This is a genomic window from uncultured Acetobacterium sp. (genome assembly GCF_927416815.1).
GTDB lineage: Bacteria > Bacillota > Clostridia > Eubacteriales > Eubacteriaceae > Acetobacterium.
Genome location: NZ_CAKMJU010000026.1, coordinates 66,002 through 83,810, shown reverse-complemented (window position 1 = coordinate 83,810; position 17,809 = coordinate 66,002). Strand labels below are relative to the sequence as shown.

17 protein-coding genes and 1 pseudogene are annotated in these 17,809 nt (G+C 46.8%); 13 read left to right on the top strand and 5 right to left on the bottom strand.

Features of this window, described 5'->3' with window-relative positions:
* Window positions 1–56 precede the first annotated feature (56 nt).
* On the bottom strand, window positions 57–599 hold the full coding sequence (locus tag QZ998_RS04515; protein WP_296558384.1) for a hypothetical protein: 543 nt from the start codon (window positions 597–599) through the stop codon (window positions 57–59).
* Entirely contained in the window at window positions 596–1,177 is a 582-nt protein-coding gene (locus tag QZ998_RS04510; protein WP_296558382.1) for a PadR family transcriptional regulator, read from the bottom strand. The genes QZ998_RS04515 and QZ998_RS04510 overlap by 4 nt, the downstream gene beginning before the upstream one ends.
* Window positions 1,178–1,361: 184 nt before the next feature.
* Between QZ998_RS04510 and QZ998_RS04505 the strand changes: the two genes are divergently transcribed.
* The 13 genes from QZ998_RS04505 (at window position 1,362) to QZ998_RS04445 (ending at window position 13,753) form a co-directional block, all read left to right on the top strand.
* A complete protein-coding gene (locus QZ998_RS04505; protein ID WP_296558380.1) occupies window positions 1,362–2,186 on the top strand; it encodes a lipase family protein in 825 nt (274 codons plus the stop codon).
* 54 nt (window positions 2,187–2,240) lie between these two features.
* Window positions 2,241–2,708, top strand: a complete 468-nt coding sequence (locus QZ998_RS04500) for a GNAT family N-acetyltransferase (protein WP_296558378.1) — start codon at window positions 2,241–2,243, stop codon at window positions 2,706–2,708.
* Between the two features lie 802 nt (window positions 2,709–3,510).
* On the top strand, window positions 3,511–4,974 hold the full coding sequence (gene trpE, locus QZ998_RS04495; RefSeq protein WP_296558377.1) for an anthranilate synthase component I: 1,464 nt from the start codon (window positions 3,511–3,513) through the stop codon (window positions 4,972–4,974).
* The gene (locus tag QZ998_RS04490; protein ID WP_296558375.1) at window positions 4,974–5,555 is read left to right on the top strand and encodes an aminodeoxychorismate/anthranilate synthase component II; all 582 of its coding nucleotides are present in this window, start codon (window positions 4,974–4,976) and stop codon (window positions 5,553–5,555) included. The genes trpE and QZ998_RS04490 overlap by 1 nt, the downstream gene beginning before the upstream one ends.
* The gene (gene trpD, locus QZ998_RS04485; protein ID WP_296558373.1) at window positions 5,548–6,576 is read left to right on the top strand and encodes an anthranilate phosphoribosyltransferase; all 1,029 of its coding nucleotides are present in this window, start codon (window positions 5,548–5,550) and stop codon (window positions 6,574–6,576) included. Before QZ998_RS04490 ends, trpD begins: the two co-directional genes overlap by 8 nt.
* Entirely contained in the window at window positions 6,573–7,355 is a 783-nt protein-coding gene (trpC, locus tag QZ998_RS04480) for an indole-3-glycerol phosphate synthase TrpC (RefSeq protein ID WP_296558369.1), read from the top strand. The genes trpD and trpC overlap by 4 nt, the downstream gene beginning before the upstream one ends.
* Before the next feature lie 210 nt (window positions 7,356–7,565).
* Window positions 7,566–8,174: a phosphoribosylanthranilate isomerase gene (locus QZ998_RS04475; protein ID WP_296558367.1), complete on the top strand. Its 609-nt coding sequence runs from the start codon at window positions 7,566–7,568 to the stop codon at window positions 8,172–8,174.
* A 205-nt stretch (window positions 8,175–8,379) separates the two neighbouring features.
* Entirely contained in the window at window positions 8,380–9,564 is a 1,185-nt protein-coding gene (trpB, locus tag QZ998_RS04470) for a tryptophan synthase subunit beta (protein WP_296558366.1), read from the top strand.
* Complete coding sequence (trpA, locus tag QZ998_RS04465; protein WP_296558364.1) at window positions 9,557–10,360, top strand: tryptophan synthase subunit alpha; 804 nt, start codon at window positions 9,557–9,559, stop codon at window positions 10,358–10,360. Before trpB ends, trpA begins: the two co-directional genes overlap by 8 nt.
* Before the next feature lie 408 nt (window positions 10,361–10,768).
* Entirely contained in the window at window positions 10,769–11,764 is a 996-nt protein-coding gene (dhaK, locus tag QZ998_RS04460) for a dihydroxyacetone kinase subunit DhaK (protein ID WP_296558361.1), read from the top strand.
* A 222-nt stretch (window positions 11,765–11,986) separates the two neighbouring features.
* Complete coding sequence (dhaL, locus tag QZ998_RS04455; protein ID WP_296558360.1) at window positions 11,987–12,625, top strand: dihydroxyacetone kinase subunit DhaL; 639 nt, start codon at window positions 11,987–11,989, stop codon at window positions 12,623–12,625.
* 3 nt (window positions 12,626–12,628) lie between these two features.
* Complete coding sequence (gene dhaM, locus QZ998_RS04450) at window positions 12,629–13,012, top strand: dihydroxyacetone kinase phosphoryl donor subunit DhaM (RefSeq protein ID WP_296558356.1); 384 nt, start codon at window positions 12,629–12,631, stop codon at window positions 13,010–13,012.
* 204 nt (window positions 13,013–13,216) lie between these two features.
* Complete coding sequence (locus tag QZ998_RS04445) at window positions 13,217–13,753, top strand: hypothetical protein (protein WP_296558354.1); 537 nt, start codon at window positions 13,217–13,219, stop codon at window positions 13,751–13,753.
* Between the two features lie 240 nt (window positions 13,754–13,993).
* On the opposite strand, the gene QZ998_RS16885 is transcribed toward QZ998_RS04445, so the two are convergent.
* The 3 genes and pseudogenes from QZ998_RS16885 to QZ998_RS04430 all read right to left on the bottom strand — a co-directional run bounded on the left by QZ998_RS16885 (window position 13,994) and on the right by QZ998_RS04430 (window position 17,687).
* Window positions 13,994–15,436: an HD domain-containing phosphohydrolase gene (locus QZ998_RS16885; RefSeq protein ID WP_366512395.1), complete on the bottom strand. Its 1,443-nt coding sequence runs from the start codon at window positions 15,434–15,436 to the stop codon at window positions 13,994–13,996.
* Window positions 15,437–15,439: 3 nt separating this feature from the next.
* A pseudogene (locus tag QZ998_RS16880) lies at window positions 15,440–16,831 on the bottom strand (transporter substrate-binding domain-containing protein); the annotation flags it as partial.
* Window positions 16,832–17,282: 451 nt separating this feature from the next.
* Window positions 17,283–17,687, bottom strand: a complete 405-nt coding sequence (locus QZ998_RS04430; protein WP_296558353.1) for a bacteriohemerythrin — start codon at window positions 17,685–17,687, stop codon at window positions 17,283–17,285.
* Between the last annotated feature and the right edge of the window lie 122 nt (window positions 17,688–17,809).

Sequence of the window (17,809 nt, the reverse complement as noted above, 5' to 3'; positions counted from 1 at the left end):
CATTTTATCGTATTTTAAACAGAAAAGCGATGTAGTTTCTGGTTTGAAATGTAAATTTAATGCGATTGAACCTGCAGCTGTAAAAAATTTTGACCCGGGGCATTGCTAATATTAGGTAAACCGAAATGGGTAAACAGTTCCATCAGAGCTGTCCAGTAGGGCGGGTAAAGATCTCGACCCCGAGAAATCACCGCGTCCTGATTATTAATCATGATTTTTAGATCCCAGCCAAAGACACTTTCAAAATTTTCAGGGGCAGCCGCAATTTGATACTCCGCCTTCCAGTCCAGGACATAAAGCTTATAAAAATCTGCTAATAACTGCTGCCACTGCTGCTGATTGATGTAAATCTCTGGCAGATCCGGATAATAACAAAGAAACGGCCCTTCAATGGTGGCACCGGAAGCGGTTTTGGTAAAGGTCAGGTTTTGACTGGCGGCTCCCTTTTGATAGGTGTTTAGGACGATCTGGCGGGTGGTTGCGATCAGTTCATGGTGATCGCCACCAAACTTACGCTGGCAGTCGCGGCAATCAATTTGGGAAAATGTCGCCGGGCTGGTATTGGTGCCACCACATTTTGGGCAAATATCTGGACTCATATGGGTCTCCTTTCGTCGATAAAGATGCGGGTGTTGGTGGTTACTTCTTCAATGCATTCGTTGAGCCATTCGAGGTAGGATTTTTCGCGTTTGATGGCTGATTTCAGGACGATGTAGTCGCCGTATTCGGGGCTCTGGATTCTTGAAATATCCTTGCTGGCCAGCAACAGTTCCATATTGTTTTGCAGTTTTGCCAGTTTTTGCTGGCGCTGCGAAAGCTGATAATTAAAGTGAGCCAGGATTTCTTGATTGCTCAGCGACTCGATAAAATAAGCTTTTAGTCTAAAAATGTCTTTTGGCGTCGGTTCCAGCAAATCCTGCTGTAAGATCCAGTTGTGAAAATCCTGTTTTCCTTTTTCTGTGATTGAATAGCTTTTTTTGCGGAGCTTGTCTCCTTCGGGCAAGATTTGATAGGTGATCATCCCTTCATCGGTGAGTTTTTTAAGCTCGGGGTAGATCTGGCTGTGCTTGGCATACCAGAAATTGACGAGTTCCATATTAAATACCTTCATTAAATCGTATCCAGTCATCGTTTCCCGGTTAATTAATCCCAGGATAGCATATTTTAATGTTCGCATGTTGTGTAAGCCTTTCCTTATTGTCAGATAGTTGTACCTCTCTATTTTATCTGATTTTTGACCAGATTGCATTGATTTTCTTAGTTAGTTTGAAATATTAACATAAACAAGCAATTTATTTGCCTTGACTAGATTAAAAAGAATCATTTACAATATAGTAATACAACAAAAAAGGAGAAATTCAATGAAGCAACTAGATCTGCCGGAAGCTTACAGCAAACAGGATGCCATTTTAATGGCTGGTTTTTGTTATCAGACCTACCCGTTTTTTGATCAGCAACAGCTGGCGCTACCGGCTGGTTTTGAGATGAAGCTGTCATTTAACGGTAAGGCCGGAGTGACCCAAAAAATGGAAGAAAATTTTGGCTTTATCGCCGAGTCAGCAGACCGCATTGTGCTGGCTTTTCGAGGCTCCGATTCAACCCCCAATCTGGATTCGGATTTGGATCTTTTTCAGATTCCCTTTCCTTATGTAAAAAACGCCGGAGCCAGTCATCGCGGCGTCACTAGGGTTTATCAGTCGCTGCGCGAAGAAGTAATGAAGTTCATCCGTCAACGACCCATTAATAAAAAACTTTACATCACTGGCCACAGTCTGGGTGGCGATCTGGCGATTATGGCGGCGCTCGATGTTGCTGTTAATATCGGCCTAAAAGATGCGCTTGTTTACACCTATGCCGCTGGCCGACCCGGTGATCGTGATTTTGTCGGGCTTTACAATGCCCAGGTCAAAAATAGTTTCCGGATTTTTAATGTCCATGATTTTATCCCAACCCTGCCGGCAGCCGAATATCCAGCTCCATTTACCGAAACTGGCTTAGTCTACGAGCACGTCGACGCTGCGGTGCCGATTGATTTTCAGATGAACAATCTATTTTTAAATCACCGGATCAACTGTTATTTCCAAAAACTGGGGGAGCAGGATATCAACTATATGAATGGCCTGCGGATGAACAGCCCGGGCTTTTGTCCGGAGCCGATAAACCTGCAGAAATTGGCTGTTCAATGAAAAATAACTAGTGGTTAGGCGTCAATCCTGATTGACATCGAAGGGGAGGTTTACATGATTAAGAAAATCGACAATACTGATTTAGCAGCTGCGGTGGAGCTGGCCAATCAGGTTTTTTACGAATTTATTGCCGATGGCTACACCGATGAAGGCCGCCAGACCTTTACTGAGTATCTAAATTATAAGCTCGAAGAAATGGCCGAGGATTTAGAAACTGGCCACAAGACACTGTGGGGCTATTATAAAGACAAACGGATTGTCGGGGTCATTGGTACCCGCGATTGCTTTCATGTATCGCTGATGTTTGTCGATAAGAAATATCACCAGCAGGGCATCGCCCGAGCCTTATTTGACACGGTGCTGGCGGATTTAAAGAGTCAGCAGCCTAAACCTTTTGAAATGACGGTCAATTCGTCCCCTTATGCGGTCGCAGTTTACCAACGCTTTGGTTTTGTGGCAACCGCTACCGAACAAGTTAACAAGGGGATTCGCTTTGTTCCGATGAAGCTGAAGGTGGGTTAAGCGATTCTTGAAATTCGATAATGATTGCGTTATCAGCAAAAAATAATTTGACAAAAACGCCAATATCGATTAAGCTTTATCTAATTTAATCGTTCAATCAAACCGTTGACGTGGAGATAACGGTGTATCGTGCAGTTACAGAGAGCGGGGAAGGCTGAGAGCCTCGCACGACGCAGAGCATCAAATGGACCACTGAGGGCGCAGTCAAAGGAAAGTAATCTTTCTGAGTATGCTGCGACGTGACGCATACGTCAGTTGCGAGGGATATGTTTGTATCCTGCAGAGTGTACAGGGGTTTTTCTCTGTAAATTAAGGTGGTACCGCGGGCTTGTAATTTTTGCGCTCGTCCTTGATTAATTTTTATTAATCAGGGGCGGGCGTTTTTTTATTACTTAAAAAGCGCATAAATAGGTGGGGACGCTGATTGTTGCTGGATAAAGGGTGAGCGCGTCACTGACTAACCGACCAATGACCGAGGGGTCAGACCCTTATTAATTTGTTGTTAGCTGCGGAATCGGACAGGCTTTGCCGTGTCCGCTCCGATGCGTAGGGTCTGACCCCCTGGTCACAACATGATGTAACAATTGTCGGTACTGGGGTAGTAGTGGGTTTTGATGTTTGTCTCATCCTTTTTGATCAGCTAATTAACAAAGTAGCAGGTACCACTGTGTCAACAACATGTTTCAAAAACAATGTAATTCTAAACACAAAAACTAGGTTGCTTTGATGGTGGTTTCGCGTAACCAGCATTAAAGCTCACAACACTATTCAAACATAAACCAACCAACGAAAGGATACAATTATGATTAAACCATCAATGGAAGACGCCAGAGGGTATTGCCGGGATTATCAGAGCATCCCGATTAGTCTGGAGCTGTTTTCAGATATTAAGACACCGATTGAGGTGCTTAAAGTTTTAAAAGGAACTGGCAAAAAGTGTTATTTGCTGGAAAGTGTCGAAGGCGGCGAAAAGTGGGGACGGTATTCGTTTCTGGGTTTTGACCCGACCCTGGAAGTGACCTGTCTGGATGGTGAATTGGTGGTAAAAAACGGTAAGACCAAAGACATTCTGACCGATGATCCGCGGACGGTGTTGCGGGAAATTCTGGCGCAGTGGAAAAGTCCCAAGCTGGATTTTTTGCCAGTCTTTACCGGTGGCTTTGTCGGCTACATTTCCTACGATTTTGTTAAATACACCGAAACCAATCTGGTGCTTACAAATGAAAATGCTGAAAACTTTGATGACATGAATCTGATGCTTTTTGACAAGGTCATCGCCTATGATCATCTGCGTCAGAAAATTGTCGTGATTGTCAATATTAAAACCGATAACTTTGAGAAAAACTATATCGACGGGGTGATCGCGCTTAAGGAAATTGAAGCGCTGATTAAAAACGGCAGCAGCACCCTGGCTTTTCGGGGTCAGGTGACCTCGGAATATCGTTCGTTGTTTAGCAAAGCATATTATTGTGAGATGGTCGAAAAAACCCGCGACCATATTGTTCAGGGCGATATTTTCCAGGCGGTGATTTCCAACCGACTTGAAGCTGACTTTGCGGGCGATCTGCTGTCTGCCTATCGGGTGCTGCGAACCGTTAATCCCTCGCCCTACATGTTTTATATCGATTTTGACACGATTCAGGTGGCCGGAGCCTCGCCGGAAACCCTGGTCTCGCTGAAAAATTCGCGGCTGTCGACCTTTCCGATTGCCGGCACCTGTCCCCGAGGTGAGACTCCCGAAGAGGACGAAGCCTTTATTGCCGAGTTGCTCAAGGACGAAAAGGAACTCAGCGAACACAATATGCTGGTCGATCTGGGTCGCAACGATCTCGGCAAGGTCAGTGAGTTTGGTTCAGTGAAAGTGGAAACCTATCAGGAGGTGGTCCGTTACTCCCATGTTGCGCACATTTCTTCGACCGTCACGGGCACCTTAAAAGCCGGGCTCGATCAGCTGGATGCCCTGGGGGCGGTCTTGCCAGCCGGAACCTTATCCGGGGCGCCAAAAAAACGGGCGATTGAAATCATCAATGCCGTGGAAGGCCAGAAGCGTGGCGTCTACGGCGGGGCAGTCGGTTATATCGACTTTTCCGGCAACATGGATATGTGCATTGCGATTCGGATGGCGGTTCGCAAAAACGACAAGGTTTATGTCTCGGCCGGCGCCGGGATCGTTGCTGACAGCATTCCGGAAAATGAATTTAGTGAATCACAAAACAAGGCCAGAGCGATGTTTGAAGCCCTGGATCGAGCCCAGGAGGTGGAATAATGATTTTACTGATCGACAATTACGACAGCTTTTCCTATAACCTGTATCAATATGTGGGGATCATCAATCCCGATATCCGGGTGATTAAAAATGATGAATTGAGTCTGGCTGAAATCGCCGCGCTGGCACCGGATCACATCATCGTTTCGCCGGGGCCGGGACGACCAGCCGAGGCCGGGATCTGTGAAGAGGTGATCACCACTTTCAAAGACAAAACTCCGATTCTGGGGGTCTGCCTGGGTCATCAGGCCATCTGTGAGGTTTTTGGCGGCAATATCATCTATGCCAGTACCCTGATGCACGGCAAAAGCAGCAACGTCCATATCGCCAACGGTAGTCCGATCTTTCGGGGTTTGCCGCCGATTATTGCGGCCGGTCGCTATCATTCGCTTAGTGCCGAGCGTAGCAGTTTGCCGGATGAGCTGCTGATTATCGCCGAGGATGACGCGGGTGAGGTGATGGCGGTCAAGCATCGCAATTATGATGTTTACGGAGTCCAGTTCCATCCCGAATCGATCCTCACCGTTGATGGCCACAAAATGATTGAAAACTTTTTAAAGATAGGAAGCGAAAATGATTAAAGCAGCGATATATGATATTGTCAACGGTAAGGATCTGTCGCTGGAGCGAACCCGCGAGGTCATGGATCAGATGATGAATGGCCAGGCCAGCAATGCCCAGATCGCTTCATTTCTGACGGCGATGCGGATGAAGGGCGAAACTATCGATGAGATTACCGCCTGCGCCATGGTAATGCGGGATAAATGCACCAAGATTTTCCCGAAAACCGATGTCCTGGATATTGTCGGTACCGGCGGCGATGAGGTCTCAACCTTTAATATTTCGACGGTGTCGGCGCTGGTGATTGCTGCCGGTGGGGTGCCGGTCGCCAAGCACGGCAACCGCAGTGTCTCGAGCAAGTGCGGATCGGCCGATCTGCTGGAAGCCCTGGGTGTCAATATTGAACTGTCGGCCGAAAAAAGCGCGGTAATGCTGGACGAGTTGGGGATCTGCTTTATGTTTGCCCCGACCTATCACGCCTCGATGAAATACGCCGGGCCGGTCCGCAAAGAACTGGGGATCCGGACGATCTTTAATATTCTCGGGCCGCTGGCCAATCCGGCCGGCGCCAATATGCAGCTGCTGGGGGTCTATGACGAAAACCTGGTCGAACCGCTGGCCAATGTCCTCAACAAGCTTAAAATCAAGCGGGGGATGGTCGTTCATGGCCACGACGGTCTGGATGAGATTACCCTGACCACCACCACCACCATCTGTGAAATTGCCGATGGCAAGATTAACAGCTTTTTTATTACCCCGGAACAATTGGGACTAAAACGCTGTCAATTGTCCGACCTGGTCGGTGGCGAAAAGGAAGAAAATGCAGTTATTGCCTTAAATATCTTAAACGGTGAAAAAGGCCCCAAGCGCGATGTGGTGGTACTGAACTCGGCCTTCTGCCTGTATATGTCCCACAACGATATCACCCTCCGGGATTGCGTCAGGATGGCCGAGGAGATTATTGATTCCGGCAAGGCCAAAGCTAAGCTGGATGAATTTGTCAAACGCAGCAATGCGCTTGCTTTTGAGGTGCTGGTATGATACTTGACCAAATTGTGGCGGCCACTGCCAAACGGGTGGCGGTACTTAAAGAAACCACCACGCTGGACGCCTTAAAAAGCCAGGCCAAACCTGCTAAAATGCCCTTTGCTTTTGAAAAAGCCCTAGCCAGAAAGTCAGCCGCCGGGGAAATCGCCTTTATCTGCGAAGTCAAAAAAGCCTCGCCGTCTAAAGGGGTGATTGCGGTCGATTTCCCTTATCTGGAGATCGCCCGGGACTATCAGGCCGCCGGAGCCGATGCCATTTCAGTGTTGACCGAGCCGGATTTTTTTCAGGGCGCCAATGCTTATCTGACGGAAATCAAGACCCAGGTAAATATCCCGGTGCTACGTAAAGATTTTATCATCGACCCAATTCAGATTTATGAAGCCAGTCGGATCGGGGCCGATGCGATTTTACTGATCTGCGCGATTCTCACAACCGCGCAGATTAAGGAATATATTGGCATCGCCGATGCGCTGGGGCTGTCGGCGCTGGTCGAAGCCCATGACGAAACCGAAGTTAAACAGGCGTTGGCTGCCGGCGCCCGGATAATTGGGGTCAACAACCGCAATTTAAAGACTTTTGAGGTGGATATAAAGAACAGCATTCGCTTGCGGAAGCTAGTGCCGCCGGAAATCTTGTTTGTTTCGGAAAGTGGGATTGGCACACCAGAAGATATTGCAAAACTGCGAGAAAATGGGACCAATGCGGTGCTAATTGGTGAAACGCTGATGCGAAGTGGGGATAAGAAGGGGGCGCTGGATCAGCTGCGGGGGTAGCAGCGGCTGTGCTGCGGGCGAGGGTCTGACACCTTGGTCATCACGGAGCGCCCCTACGAATTGATGATAGACGGTGCTGTTTAAATAGTATCCACCAACGTGATGAGTTAGGTTGTAGGGGCGGACAGTGTCCGCCCGCAAGCGTGGATTTTATGCCAAACGTTTATTATAAAATCAGCGGCAGATTGACTAAAGAATGAGGAGAGTATCATGACAAAAGTAAAAATCTGCGGCTTATCCCGCTTTGAAGATATTGCGGCGGTGAACGTCGCTCAACCCGATTATATCGGCTTTGTCTTTGCCCAAAGCAAACGCCAGATCGATTGGGAAACGGCGCAAGCTTTAAAGCAAAGCCTGGATCCCGCCATCAAAGCGGTGGGAGTATTTGTCAACCACCCGGTGGCCGAGATCATCGCGCTGGCCGGGGCGGGCATTATCGATCTCATCCAGCTGCATGGCGATGAGGACGAAGCCACCGTGCGGCTGCTGCAGGCCCAAAGCGGTTTGCCGGTAATCCGGGCTTTGCGGATCAGCAGTCCGGCCGACATCCAGGCCACCGCCGCCGATTACCGGCTCTTTGACACCTACGACCCCAGCCAATACGGCGGTTCCGGAGCCGCCTTCAACTGGGAGCTGCTGCAGGATGTTACAGGCGACTTTTTTCTGGCCGGCGGCCTCAACAGCAACAATATCGCCGCCGCTATCCAGCAGGTGCGCCCCTATTGTGTTGATATTAGCAGCGGCGTCGAAACCGACGGGGTGAAAGATCGGGATAAGATTATTGAGATTGTGGAAATGATCAGGAAGATTAGCTGTTAATAAATGATATGAGCTAAGCACTGAAATAAGTTCACTGACGTAACGCATTATTCCGTAGGGGCGGTCATTGACCGCCCGCAAGCGTAGATCTTATGCCATGCGTTTATCTTAAAACCAACAACTTCCGGACGATCACGGATCGCCCCTACAAACCGAGGATAGACGATGCAGTCCAATAAAGGACGATACGAAAAAGGAGAAGAAAATGAGTAAAGGAAAATACGGGATCCACGGTGGTCAGTACACACCAGAAACACTGATGAATGCCATTATTGAAGTGGAAAAAGCCTATGAACACTATAAAAACGATCCGACCTTTCAGGCCGAGTTAACCGAGCTGTTAAATGAATACGCCGGCCGCCCCTCGCGGCTGTATTATGCCAAAAAAATGACCGCTGATCTGGGCGGCGCCAAGATTTATCTCAAGCGCGAAGATTTAAACCATACCGGCTCTCATAAGATCAATAACGTCCTGGGTCAGGCGCTGCTGGCTAAGAAAATGGGAAAAACCCGGCTGATTGCCGAAACTGGCGCCGGTCAGCATGGGGTCGCCACGGCCACCGCCGCCGCCCTGATGGGCTTTGAATGCGAGATCTTTATGGGCAAAGAAGACACCGACCGCCAGGCCCTTAATGTTTTTCGGATGGAACTGTTAGGCGCCAAGGTTCATGTCGTCACCTCCGGAACGATGACCTTAAAGGACGCCGTTAACCAAACCTTTCGAGAATGGACTACCCGGGTCGACGACACCCACTACGTCCTCGGATCAGTGATGGGGCCCCATCCCTTCCCGGAAATGGTGCGCGATTTTCAGAGCGTCATCAGCAAAGAAGCCCGGGCTCAGATTCTTGAAAAAGAAGGCCGTCTGCCCAGTGCCGTGATCGCCTGTGTCGGCGGCGGTAGCAATGCCATCGGTGCCTTTTATAACTTTATTCCCGATGCCAAAGTCCAGCTGATTGGCTGTGAGGCGGCCGGCAAAGGGGTCGATACCGCCCTCCATGCGGCCACCATTGCCAATGGCAGCCTGGGGATCTTCCACGGCATGAAATCCTATTTCTGTCAGGACGAATACGGCCAGATTGCCCCGGTCTACTCGATTTCGGCGGGGCTTGACTATCCCGGGATCGGGCCGGAACATGCCCATCTTCATGACAGCAAACGGGCCGAGTATGTGCCGATCACCGATGATGAAGCGGTCGCTGCCTTTGAATACCTGTCCCGAACCGAGGGGATTATTCCGGCCATTGAATCAGCCCATGCAATTGCCCACGCCATGGTGCTTGCGCCGACGATGAAGCGAGACGAAATCATTATCGTCAATGTCTCTGGCCGGGGTGATAAGGATGTCGCGGCGATTGCCCGCTACAAGGGGGAAAATATCTATGAGTAATATAGTAGAAGCAAATAAAATAAAAACCAACAAAATTTCGCAAATCTTTTCCGATCAGAAAGCCTTTATCGCTTTTTTAACCGCTGGCGATCCCAGCCTCGATAAAACGGAAGAATTTATCTTGGCGATGAGTGAGGCCGGGGCGGATCTGATTGAAATCGGGATTCCTTTTTCTGATCCCATCGCTGAAGGGCCAGTGATTGAAGCCGCCAATGAACGGGCGCTCAGTGTCGGCACGACGACCGACAAGATTTTTGCGATGGTTGCCCGGGTTCGCCAAAAAACTTCCATTCCGCTGGTCTTTTTAACCTATATCAACCCGGTTTTTGTTTACGGGCTGGAACGGTTTTTCAAAAGCTGTCAGGAAGTAGGGATCAATGGTATCATTATCCCGGATCTGCCCTTTGAAGAAAAAGGCGAGATTTTAAGCGTCGCCCATGCCCATGAAGTCGACGTGATCACCCTGATCGCTCCGACTTCCCAGGATCGGATTCAGATGCTGGCGCGGGAGGCGACCGGTTTTATCTATCTGGTCTCATCGATGGGGGTGACTGGGGTGCGCAGTGAGATCAAAACCGATCTTGCCGCGATTATCAAAGATATCCGCGCAGTGACCCCGACCCCCATTGCGGTCGGCTTTGGAATCGCCACCCCGGAACAGGCGACAGCGATTTCGCAGCTTGCCGATGGCGTGATCGTCGGCAGCGCGATCGTCCGGATTATTGCCGAGCATGGGCAAGCCGCCACCGATCCGCTGAGTCACTACGTCCGCAAAATGAAGGCGGCACTGGTTTAGGGGGATGGCATTAGAAACCGTATCGCCTAATGACCGAGCGGTCAGCCCCTTGGTCACAACATGAGCTAACAATTATCGGCACTGGTTTTGCTATCTAGGCAAGCTATCAAGGGATGCTATCTAGATTTGCTTTTAAGGTTAATCTCAAAATAGTATCGGACAACATTAACCATCATTTGGCTCATTTCAAATCACAAAGAATTTACAATCGCTTAACAAAAACTTTATATTATCAACCCAAACCCTATTGACGTAACGAATTTTTGCAGGTTCACTTGATTATTTTTCAGGAATCAGTCAAGTCCGTCCAAAAAAAATCACTTGATATCGTTTTTTTACATTCATAATGGGTAAAAACGTGTTATAGTATGGATTAGAGTACTAATAATGTTTATAGGAGGAAGTCTTATGAAAAAATTTATTAACGATGTAGAAAATGTGGAAAATGAAATGCTAGAAGGTATCGTTCTGGCCCATCCCGAATATGTTGCCCGTGTTGAAGGGTTTGACGTGCTGGTTCGTGCTGACAAAAAAGTCGGCAAGGTTGCTTTGGTCAGCGGCGGCGGCAGCGGACATGAACCATCACACGGTGGATTTGTCGGCAAAGGGATGCTTGACGGTGCTGTGGCAGGTTCTGTATTTACTTCTCCCACACCCGACCAGGTATTTGAAGCGATCAAAGCAGTTGATGCCGGTCAAGGGGTATTATTAGTTATCAAAAATTACACCGGTGATATCATGAATTTCGAAATGGCTGCTGAATTGGCCGAAGCCGAAGGCATTAAGGTAGCTAATGTGGTTACCAATGATGATGTTGCGGTTGAAGATAGTCTTTATACCACCGGCCGTCGCGGCGTGGCAGGAACCGTTTTTGTCCATAAAATTGCCGGTGCCAAGGCCGAAGCGGGAGCCAGCTTAGATGAAGTAAAAGCAACTGCCGAAAAGGTCATTGCTAACGTCCGTACCATGGGTGTGGCGCTAAAGGCTTGTACTGTTCCAGCAGCTGGAAAACCAGGCTTTGAACTGACCGAAGATGAAATGGAACTGGGGATCGGCATCCACGGCGAACCGGGAACCGAACGCAAACCCATTCAGACGGCTGATGAAATCGTCGATTACCTGATGGAACGGATCTTAAAAGATATGGATCCTAAGGCGGGTGACGAAGTAGCGGTCATGATCAATGGCGCTGGTGCAACCCCACCAATGGAACTCTATATCCTTAATCGTCGGGTCCAACAAATTTTAGCGGACAAAGGCGTTAAAGTATTTAAAACTTTCGTCGGCGATTATATGACCTCGATCGATATGGCCGGCGCATCAATCACCTTATTAAAACTCGATGCCGAGCTAAAAGACTTATTACTCGCTCAAGCTGATACCATCGGCTTCAAAATGTATTAAAATTTCGCGATACTAATTGGTTGACACTTCGCTGGCGTACCGACCAATTGTTAATCTGTTGTTCGCCACAAGCTCGGACAGGTTTATCAACCTGTCCGCCTTGATGCGTACAACATGATGTAACAAGGGTCTGACCCCTTGGTCATTGTCGGTACTTAGTTTGGTGTTATTATAAAGGTTTTTCAGAACTAATTGAGAAGAACATAGAAACGAGGAAAATAAATGGCAACAAAGGCAGAAGTGCTGGATTTTATCCGGATTTATGCGGATAAGATGGCAGAACATCGACAAGAACTGACTGATTTAGACCAGGCCATCGGTGACGGTGACCATGGGATTAATATGAGCCGGGGATTTAAAGCGGTAATCGAGAAATTACCGACGGTTTATGATAAAAATATTGATGATATTTTAAAAGCTGTGGGGATGACCCTGGTTTCCACTGTCGGCGGGGCTTCCGGGCCACTGTACGGCACCGCCTTTATGAAAGCTGGGGCAGCCGTTAAAGGTAAGGAAGAATTATCCGATGAGGATGTGATTCTGGCCTTTGAAGAAGCGGTCGGCGGGATTCAGTTCCGGGGCAAGGCGGTTAAGGGCGAAAAAACCATCCTCGACAGTATGATTCCGGCCATCGATGCGATTAAAGCAAGCATCGCCGAGGGAAAATCGATGACTGAAGCCCTGGTTGAAGCGGAAGCGGCAGCCTGGGATGGGGTCGAATATACGAAAAGCATCATTGCTACTAAAGGTCGAGCCTCTTATCTGGGTGAACGCAGCATCGGGCATCAGGATCCCGGTGCCACCTCGATGGCTTATGCTTTTCAGGCAGCTAACGAAGTCGCAGCGAAGGCAGGTAATTAAAAAATGGTCGGAATTGTAGTTGTTTCACACAGTCAGAAAATTGCCGAAGGGGCAATGGAACTGGCTAAACAAATGGCACCAGCGGCCAGAATTGCCGCCGCGGGCGGGATGGAAGATGGCAGCATCGGTACCGATGTTTCAAAAATAATGACTGCTATTGAAGCAGTTTCGGAAGGTGATGGGGTGGTAATTTTAGTCGATCTCGGCAGTGCCGTGATGAGCTCAGAAATGGCCATCGAAATGCTTCCGGACATCAGCCAGGTTAAAATTATTGATGCGCCGATTGTCGAAGGAACGATCTTTAGTTCGGTTGAGGCATCGATCGGCTCATCCTTTGACGAAGTCGTCGAAGTGCTGGCTGGAGCAAAAGCCTATAAAAAATTCTAAACACGATCAAATCATCAAAAACACCCCGGGTATCCCGGGGTGTCTTTTTGTATAAAACTTTTGTCGAGAAGGTGAAGAGTTTTTACGAAATATGATGAAATTTGTGAGCAATTGTGTTATACTGCTTTTAAATAATATCACGAACGCATTCAAAGCTCAAAGCATCGTTGCCAGAGCGGGTCACCATATGAAAGGAGAATGATCATGGATCCAGTTACTTTAAATGCCGTCGGAACTCAGGCTACGGCCGCGTCGCTGTCAAAAAAGGTCGATGCGGTTACTGTTAAACCGACCGGAGATAGCGTCAATGCACAGAACGCCGCCAATCAGGCAAATTCTTACTACAAATATGATACCATGGAACTTAGTCGGGAATACGTTGGGTATCGGATGAAGAGCGATAATAGCAACGTCAACAGCGATACCGATCAGGATAATTCGATCGTTGATCAGAAATTCTCGCGGATCGATCCGGATGAAGAAGAAAAACGCGAACAAAAGGAAACCAAAAGCCAGAGCACTGATGCTGATGAAACCGAAGAAGAGAAGGTTTCCAGTAATAAGCTGGGTGGCTATACCAGCTCTGAATTAAAGGGTCTGGTTTTGTCCGGCAAGATTACGGTGGCAACATACAATGCCGAAATCAAAAGCCGCCAGGACGATACAAAGCCGGCTGAGCCACAGCCTAAAAAACCGATCATTGGTCAGTCTGCTAAAAAGGTATCAAACAGTATTTTCTAGTACATTAAGCGCCAGACATAATATCGCAAAAAGAAGCACATCCCCGGATCTCTATCATCCGGGAGGAGGCTTCTTTTTTGTGTTTGTCGATAGCCGCGATGGTAATGAAGCGGCCTGTCAAAATTAGTCGGGAGCTAATGTCAGTGGCATCCTGCTAGCTTACTGTTGTCGGAATGGCAGCACCACAGTTTAACAAGAGGCTATGATGAAAAAATCGATCGTAATTTTTTTTGATTTGTTTTAGATAATCTGTTCTTTAATCAGGATATCAACGATAACTGGGTCAAATTGAGTCCCGGCACAATCAATCAGCACTTGTTTTGCTTTTTCTGCAGAGAGACCATTTTTTCGGTAGGGTCTTTTCGCAGTCATGGCATCATATGCGTCAGCAATGGTGATGATTCTTGATTCGATGGGAATTTCAGTACCTTTGATTCCGTTTGGATAGCCATTCCCGTCCCATCTTTCATGGTGACTCAAAACGCCTTTGGCAATGTTTGAAAATTCATTTGTTGCCGTCAACATCCGATAGCCGATGGCGGGATGCTTTTTGATTTCGTTATATTCTGCTTCCGTGAGCCGTCCTGGTTTTTCAAGGATTTCTCCAGAAACAATGATTTTACCGATATCGTGCAATAATCCTAAAGTTGCAATGTCATCGATCGTATGCTGAGAGAGATTTAATGCTTTGGCTATTTTAACTGCAAGCTCTTTGACCCGTTGCGAGTGGCTTTCTTCCCGTGGACTTTTTTCATACAGGGTTTTAAGGATCGTCTTGATGGTTAAGCCGCGAACACCCTGGCTTTCGCTAATTTTTCTTTTATACATGTATTCTTCAGCATTTTTGAAAACATCCTCAAAACTAATGGTAGCGTCTGTTTTGGTATCCCAGCCAAAAGCAATCGAGAGGATACCCTTGCTTGTTTCTAATTGACTAATCGCATAATTCATGCGATCGACAATATTTTGGGTCTGATCTGAGGTTGTTTGTGGCATCAGAATAACAAACTCGTCGCCGCCCCAGCGAGCAGCGATATCATCGGCTCTCAGATGGGTTTTAAATAAACTAGCGGTCTGTTTTAATAAGATATCGCCCTGATGATGTCCAAAGGCATCATTTGTCAGCTTCAGGCCATTTAAATCAGCCATGATGATGGTTAGTGGATAGTTTCTTGGTGTATCAAGCCGTATAATCTCCGCTTCAAAAAATCGTCGATTATAGAGACCGGTCAGGGCGTCATGGAAACTGAGATATTCAATCTGCCTTATTTGGCTTCTTTTTTGGGTCACATCGCGAAAGACCAGTACCACGCCAAGCATTTGGTTGTGTTGATTTTTAATTGGCGAGGCACTGTCTTCCAGCATATAAAACTGCCCATCCTTAGATGTTAAGATGGCGTGATTGCCTAACTCATAATTTATCCCAAATTTAAGAACCTCGGCAATCGGGTCAATGATATCACAGCTTGGATCTTCATGAGATAGTCTTAATACATCCAGATAATGCATCCCTTTTGCTTCCACTTCGGTCCAGCCAGTCATTTTGGCACAGACCTTATTGATCAGCTCGATTTTTTCATCTAAGCCGACAACCAGGACACCCTCATCGATTGAGACTAAAGTCGATAAATATTTGTTTTTCTCGATCTCAAGTTCGTCTCGGTATTTAGATTTCTCAATCATATTCCAGACGCCACTCATCAGTGTCGTAACCTGGTAGATATCATTTTCATCGTAATCAACAGGGCGATTCGCTAGCCCGACGGTGGCGACGATGTGATGATCGACAAAAACGGGAACGGCCATCCAATTATAGAGTTGAACATGCCCCTGGGGATAGCCTTGCTTGAGCGGATTCGGTTTGTTGAAGTCATTGATGATCATGGGCTTTCGCTGGCGGATGACCTCACCCCAAATACCGACGCCATCTAATTGATAAAGAGTCTTTTTCTCGGCCACCAGACAGGCTGCCATCACACCCTTTGACCATGAATTGAGCGTGAGTTGGTTTGTTGCTTCGTCGAACAAATAGATATAACCAAATTCACTGCCGGTCACTGCGATCATTTCATTCAGGACATAATCGAGTCGATCGGTGACCGAACTATACTCTTGATTCATAACGTTAAACATAATGGTATTGCGGTAGAGATTGTTCTGCAATTTTGCTGTTTGCCGTTTGACTTCTTTACGAATCATGATAAAAGAAAATAACAACAAAGCAACAATTGCAGCAAGCAGGGCGCCAAAAAAATAGATGGCAATTTGTCGATAATCTGGTTTCGTATCGACCAGAAAGGGGAACCATTTGCGATAAAGTGCCTCATAGGTACCGTTTTCTGAGACAATCGCGAGACCTTCATTGAGTAAGGCTAATAGCTCCTTATCACCTTCATTGACGGCAAAACAGAATTTTTGTTCAAAGCCACTAAGGGAAACCTTGACCCTGTCAACACCATCGTCAGACAGGCGGGTAACGGCTTCAATATTTTTTATTTTTAAGTCATTAATTAACTTTTGACCAACTAAGCTTTGCGCAAGAACCGCATCATGAGAACCTGAAATCAGTAATTGAAAGGCCTCGGCATAGGTATCCACAAGAATCAGTTCGTCAGTAAAATTCATGCTTTAGGCATAGTCTTGAGCATTATCGCCTTTCATGACGATAATTTCTTTGCCAAACAAATCCGCTTCCGATTTGATTTTCGGATCATCCTGTCGGACAAAAATATTGCCGCGCATGACAATATAGGGGGCCGTAAAATCAAAATACTGATCGCGTTCTTCGGAGTAACCAACCAGTGGCAAGACATCTAAGCTGCCATCTTCAAGTTCTTGTTTGATCGTCGACCAATGATCGACCTTGAACTCAATCTCTAGCCCCATCTCATTGGCGACCGCCTGTAACAGCTCAACTGAAAAACCATCGGCCTGGCCATCGGTTACCACGGAGAAGGGCGGATAATCATATTCGGTGGCACTTTTGTAGACAAGCTTTTGCGGTTCGATCGCATAGCTCGAAAAGCTGTTATCAGTGATACTTAAACATAGTATCGCACAAGTAAGTCCAAGTAGCATCATGACCTTTATTTTGACTTTCATATCTACCTCCAGAAAACGTTTGTAAAAACATCGGACGTTGAAGCAAAATCTGGTTTTGTAAAAGTTCATCATAACATGACAAGGGGGTTCTTTACTATATTTAAGGTGTTAATTTGATGGGCAGTATTTATTGTTGGCGTCAAAGGGACTATTTTAGGCAAACAAAGACGATATGCACACATTGTAACATTACTTTTTAGCAGCTTTCAATCATTTTTAGAAAAAATATTGATTATCAATTTTTAACCATGTCTGTCTCAGCAGAGTGACCGCAGTACAAGTATTTCGTGGTATTCGAGAGTATCGACTTGAAGTTAGATGGGGCGGTACAGTGGATCTTAACTGCACAGCTAATTTTGCCTTTCAGCTTGTAAAATATCAGGCAAAAACCCCCAACGCTGACACGGTGTCAGTGGTGGGGGTTTTTTTAGGCCAATGTTTTGGCGTAGGCGCCGATTTTTTTATCCATCCCAGAAATATGTTTGGTCAGCCATTCAACGACCATTTGGTTGGCATTGATGATCACTGAAATATTCCCTCCTGATGTATCATAGGCGGCTTTTAGCTTAGTCAGTTCGGCCACAAAATTCTTGTGGGCGGTCTGCTGCTCAGCCAGATCGGGATACTTGATGCTGGCCATATAGCTTTCTTCATCGCGGAAATGCTGCCTGGTATAAGCGTCCAAAAAATTTAGCAAATCACCAATTTTTTCTTTTGACTTACCGGTTTTACCGGCTTCAAAAAGATCATTTGCCATGGTGAATAATTGTTGATGTTGTCCGTCAATGCTTTTAACACCGACTGATAAATCCTGAGTCCATACGATTGCCATATTAAATCCTCCTCGAGAAAAGTGAAATTTAGGGTTATTTCTAGATTATAACGCTGATCGAAGAAGAAATCAAGAGTCATTCTAAATAATCGCAATTTGGCATCAGTAGGTGTATCATTTTT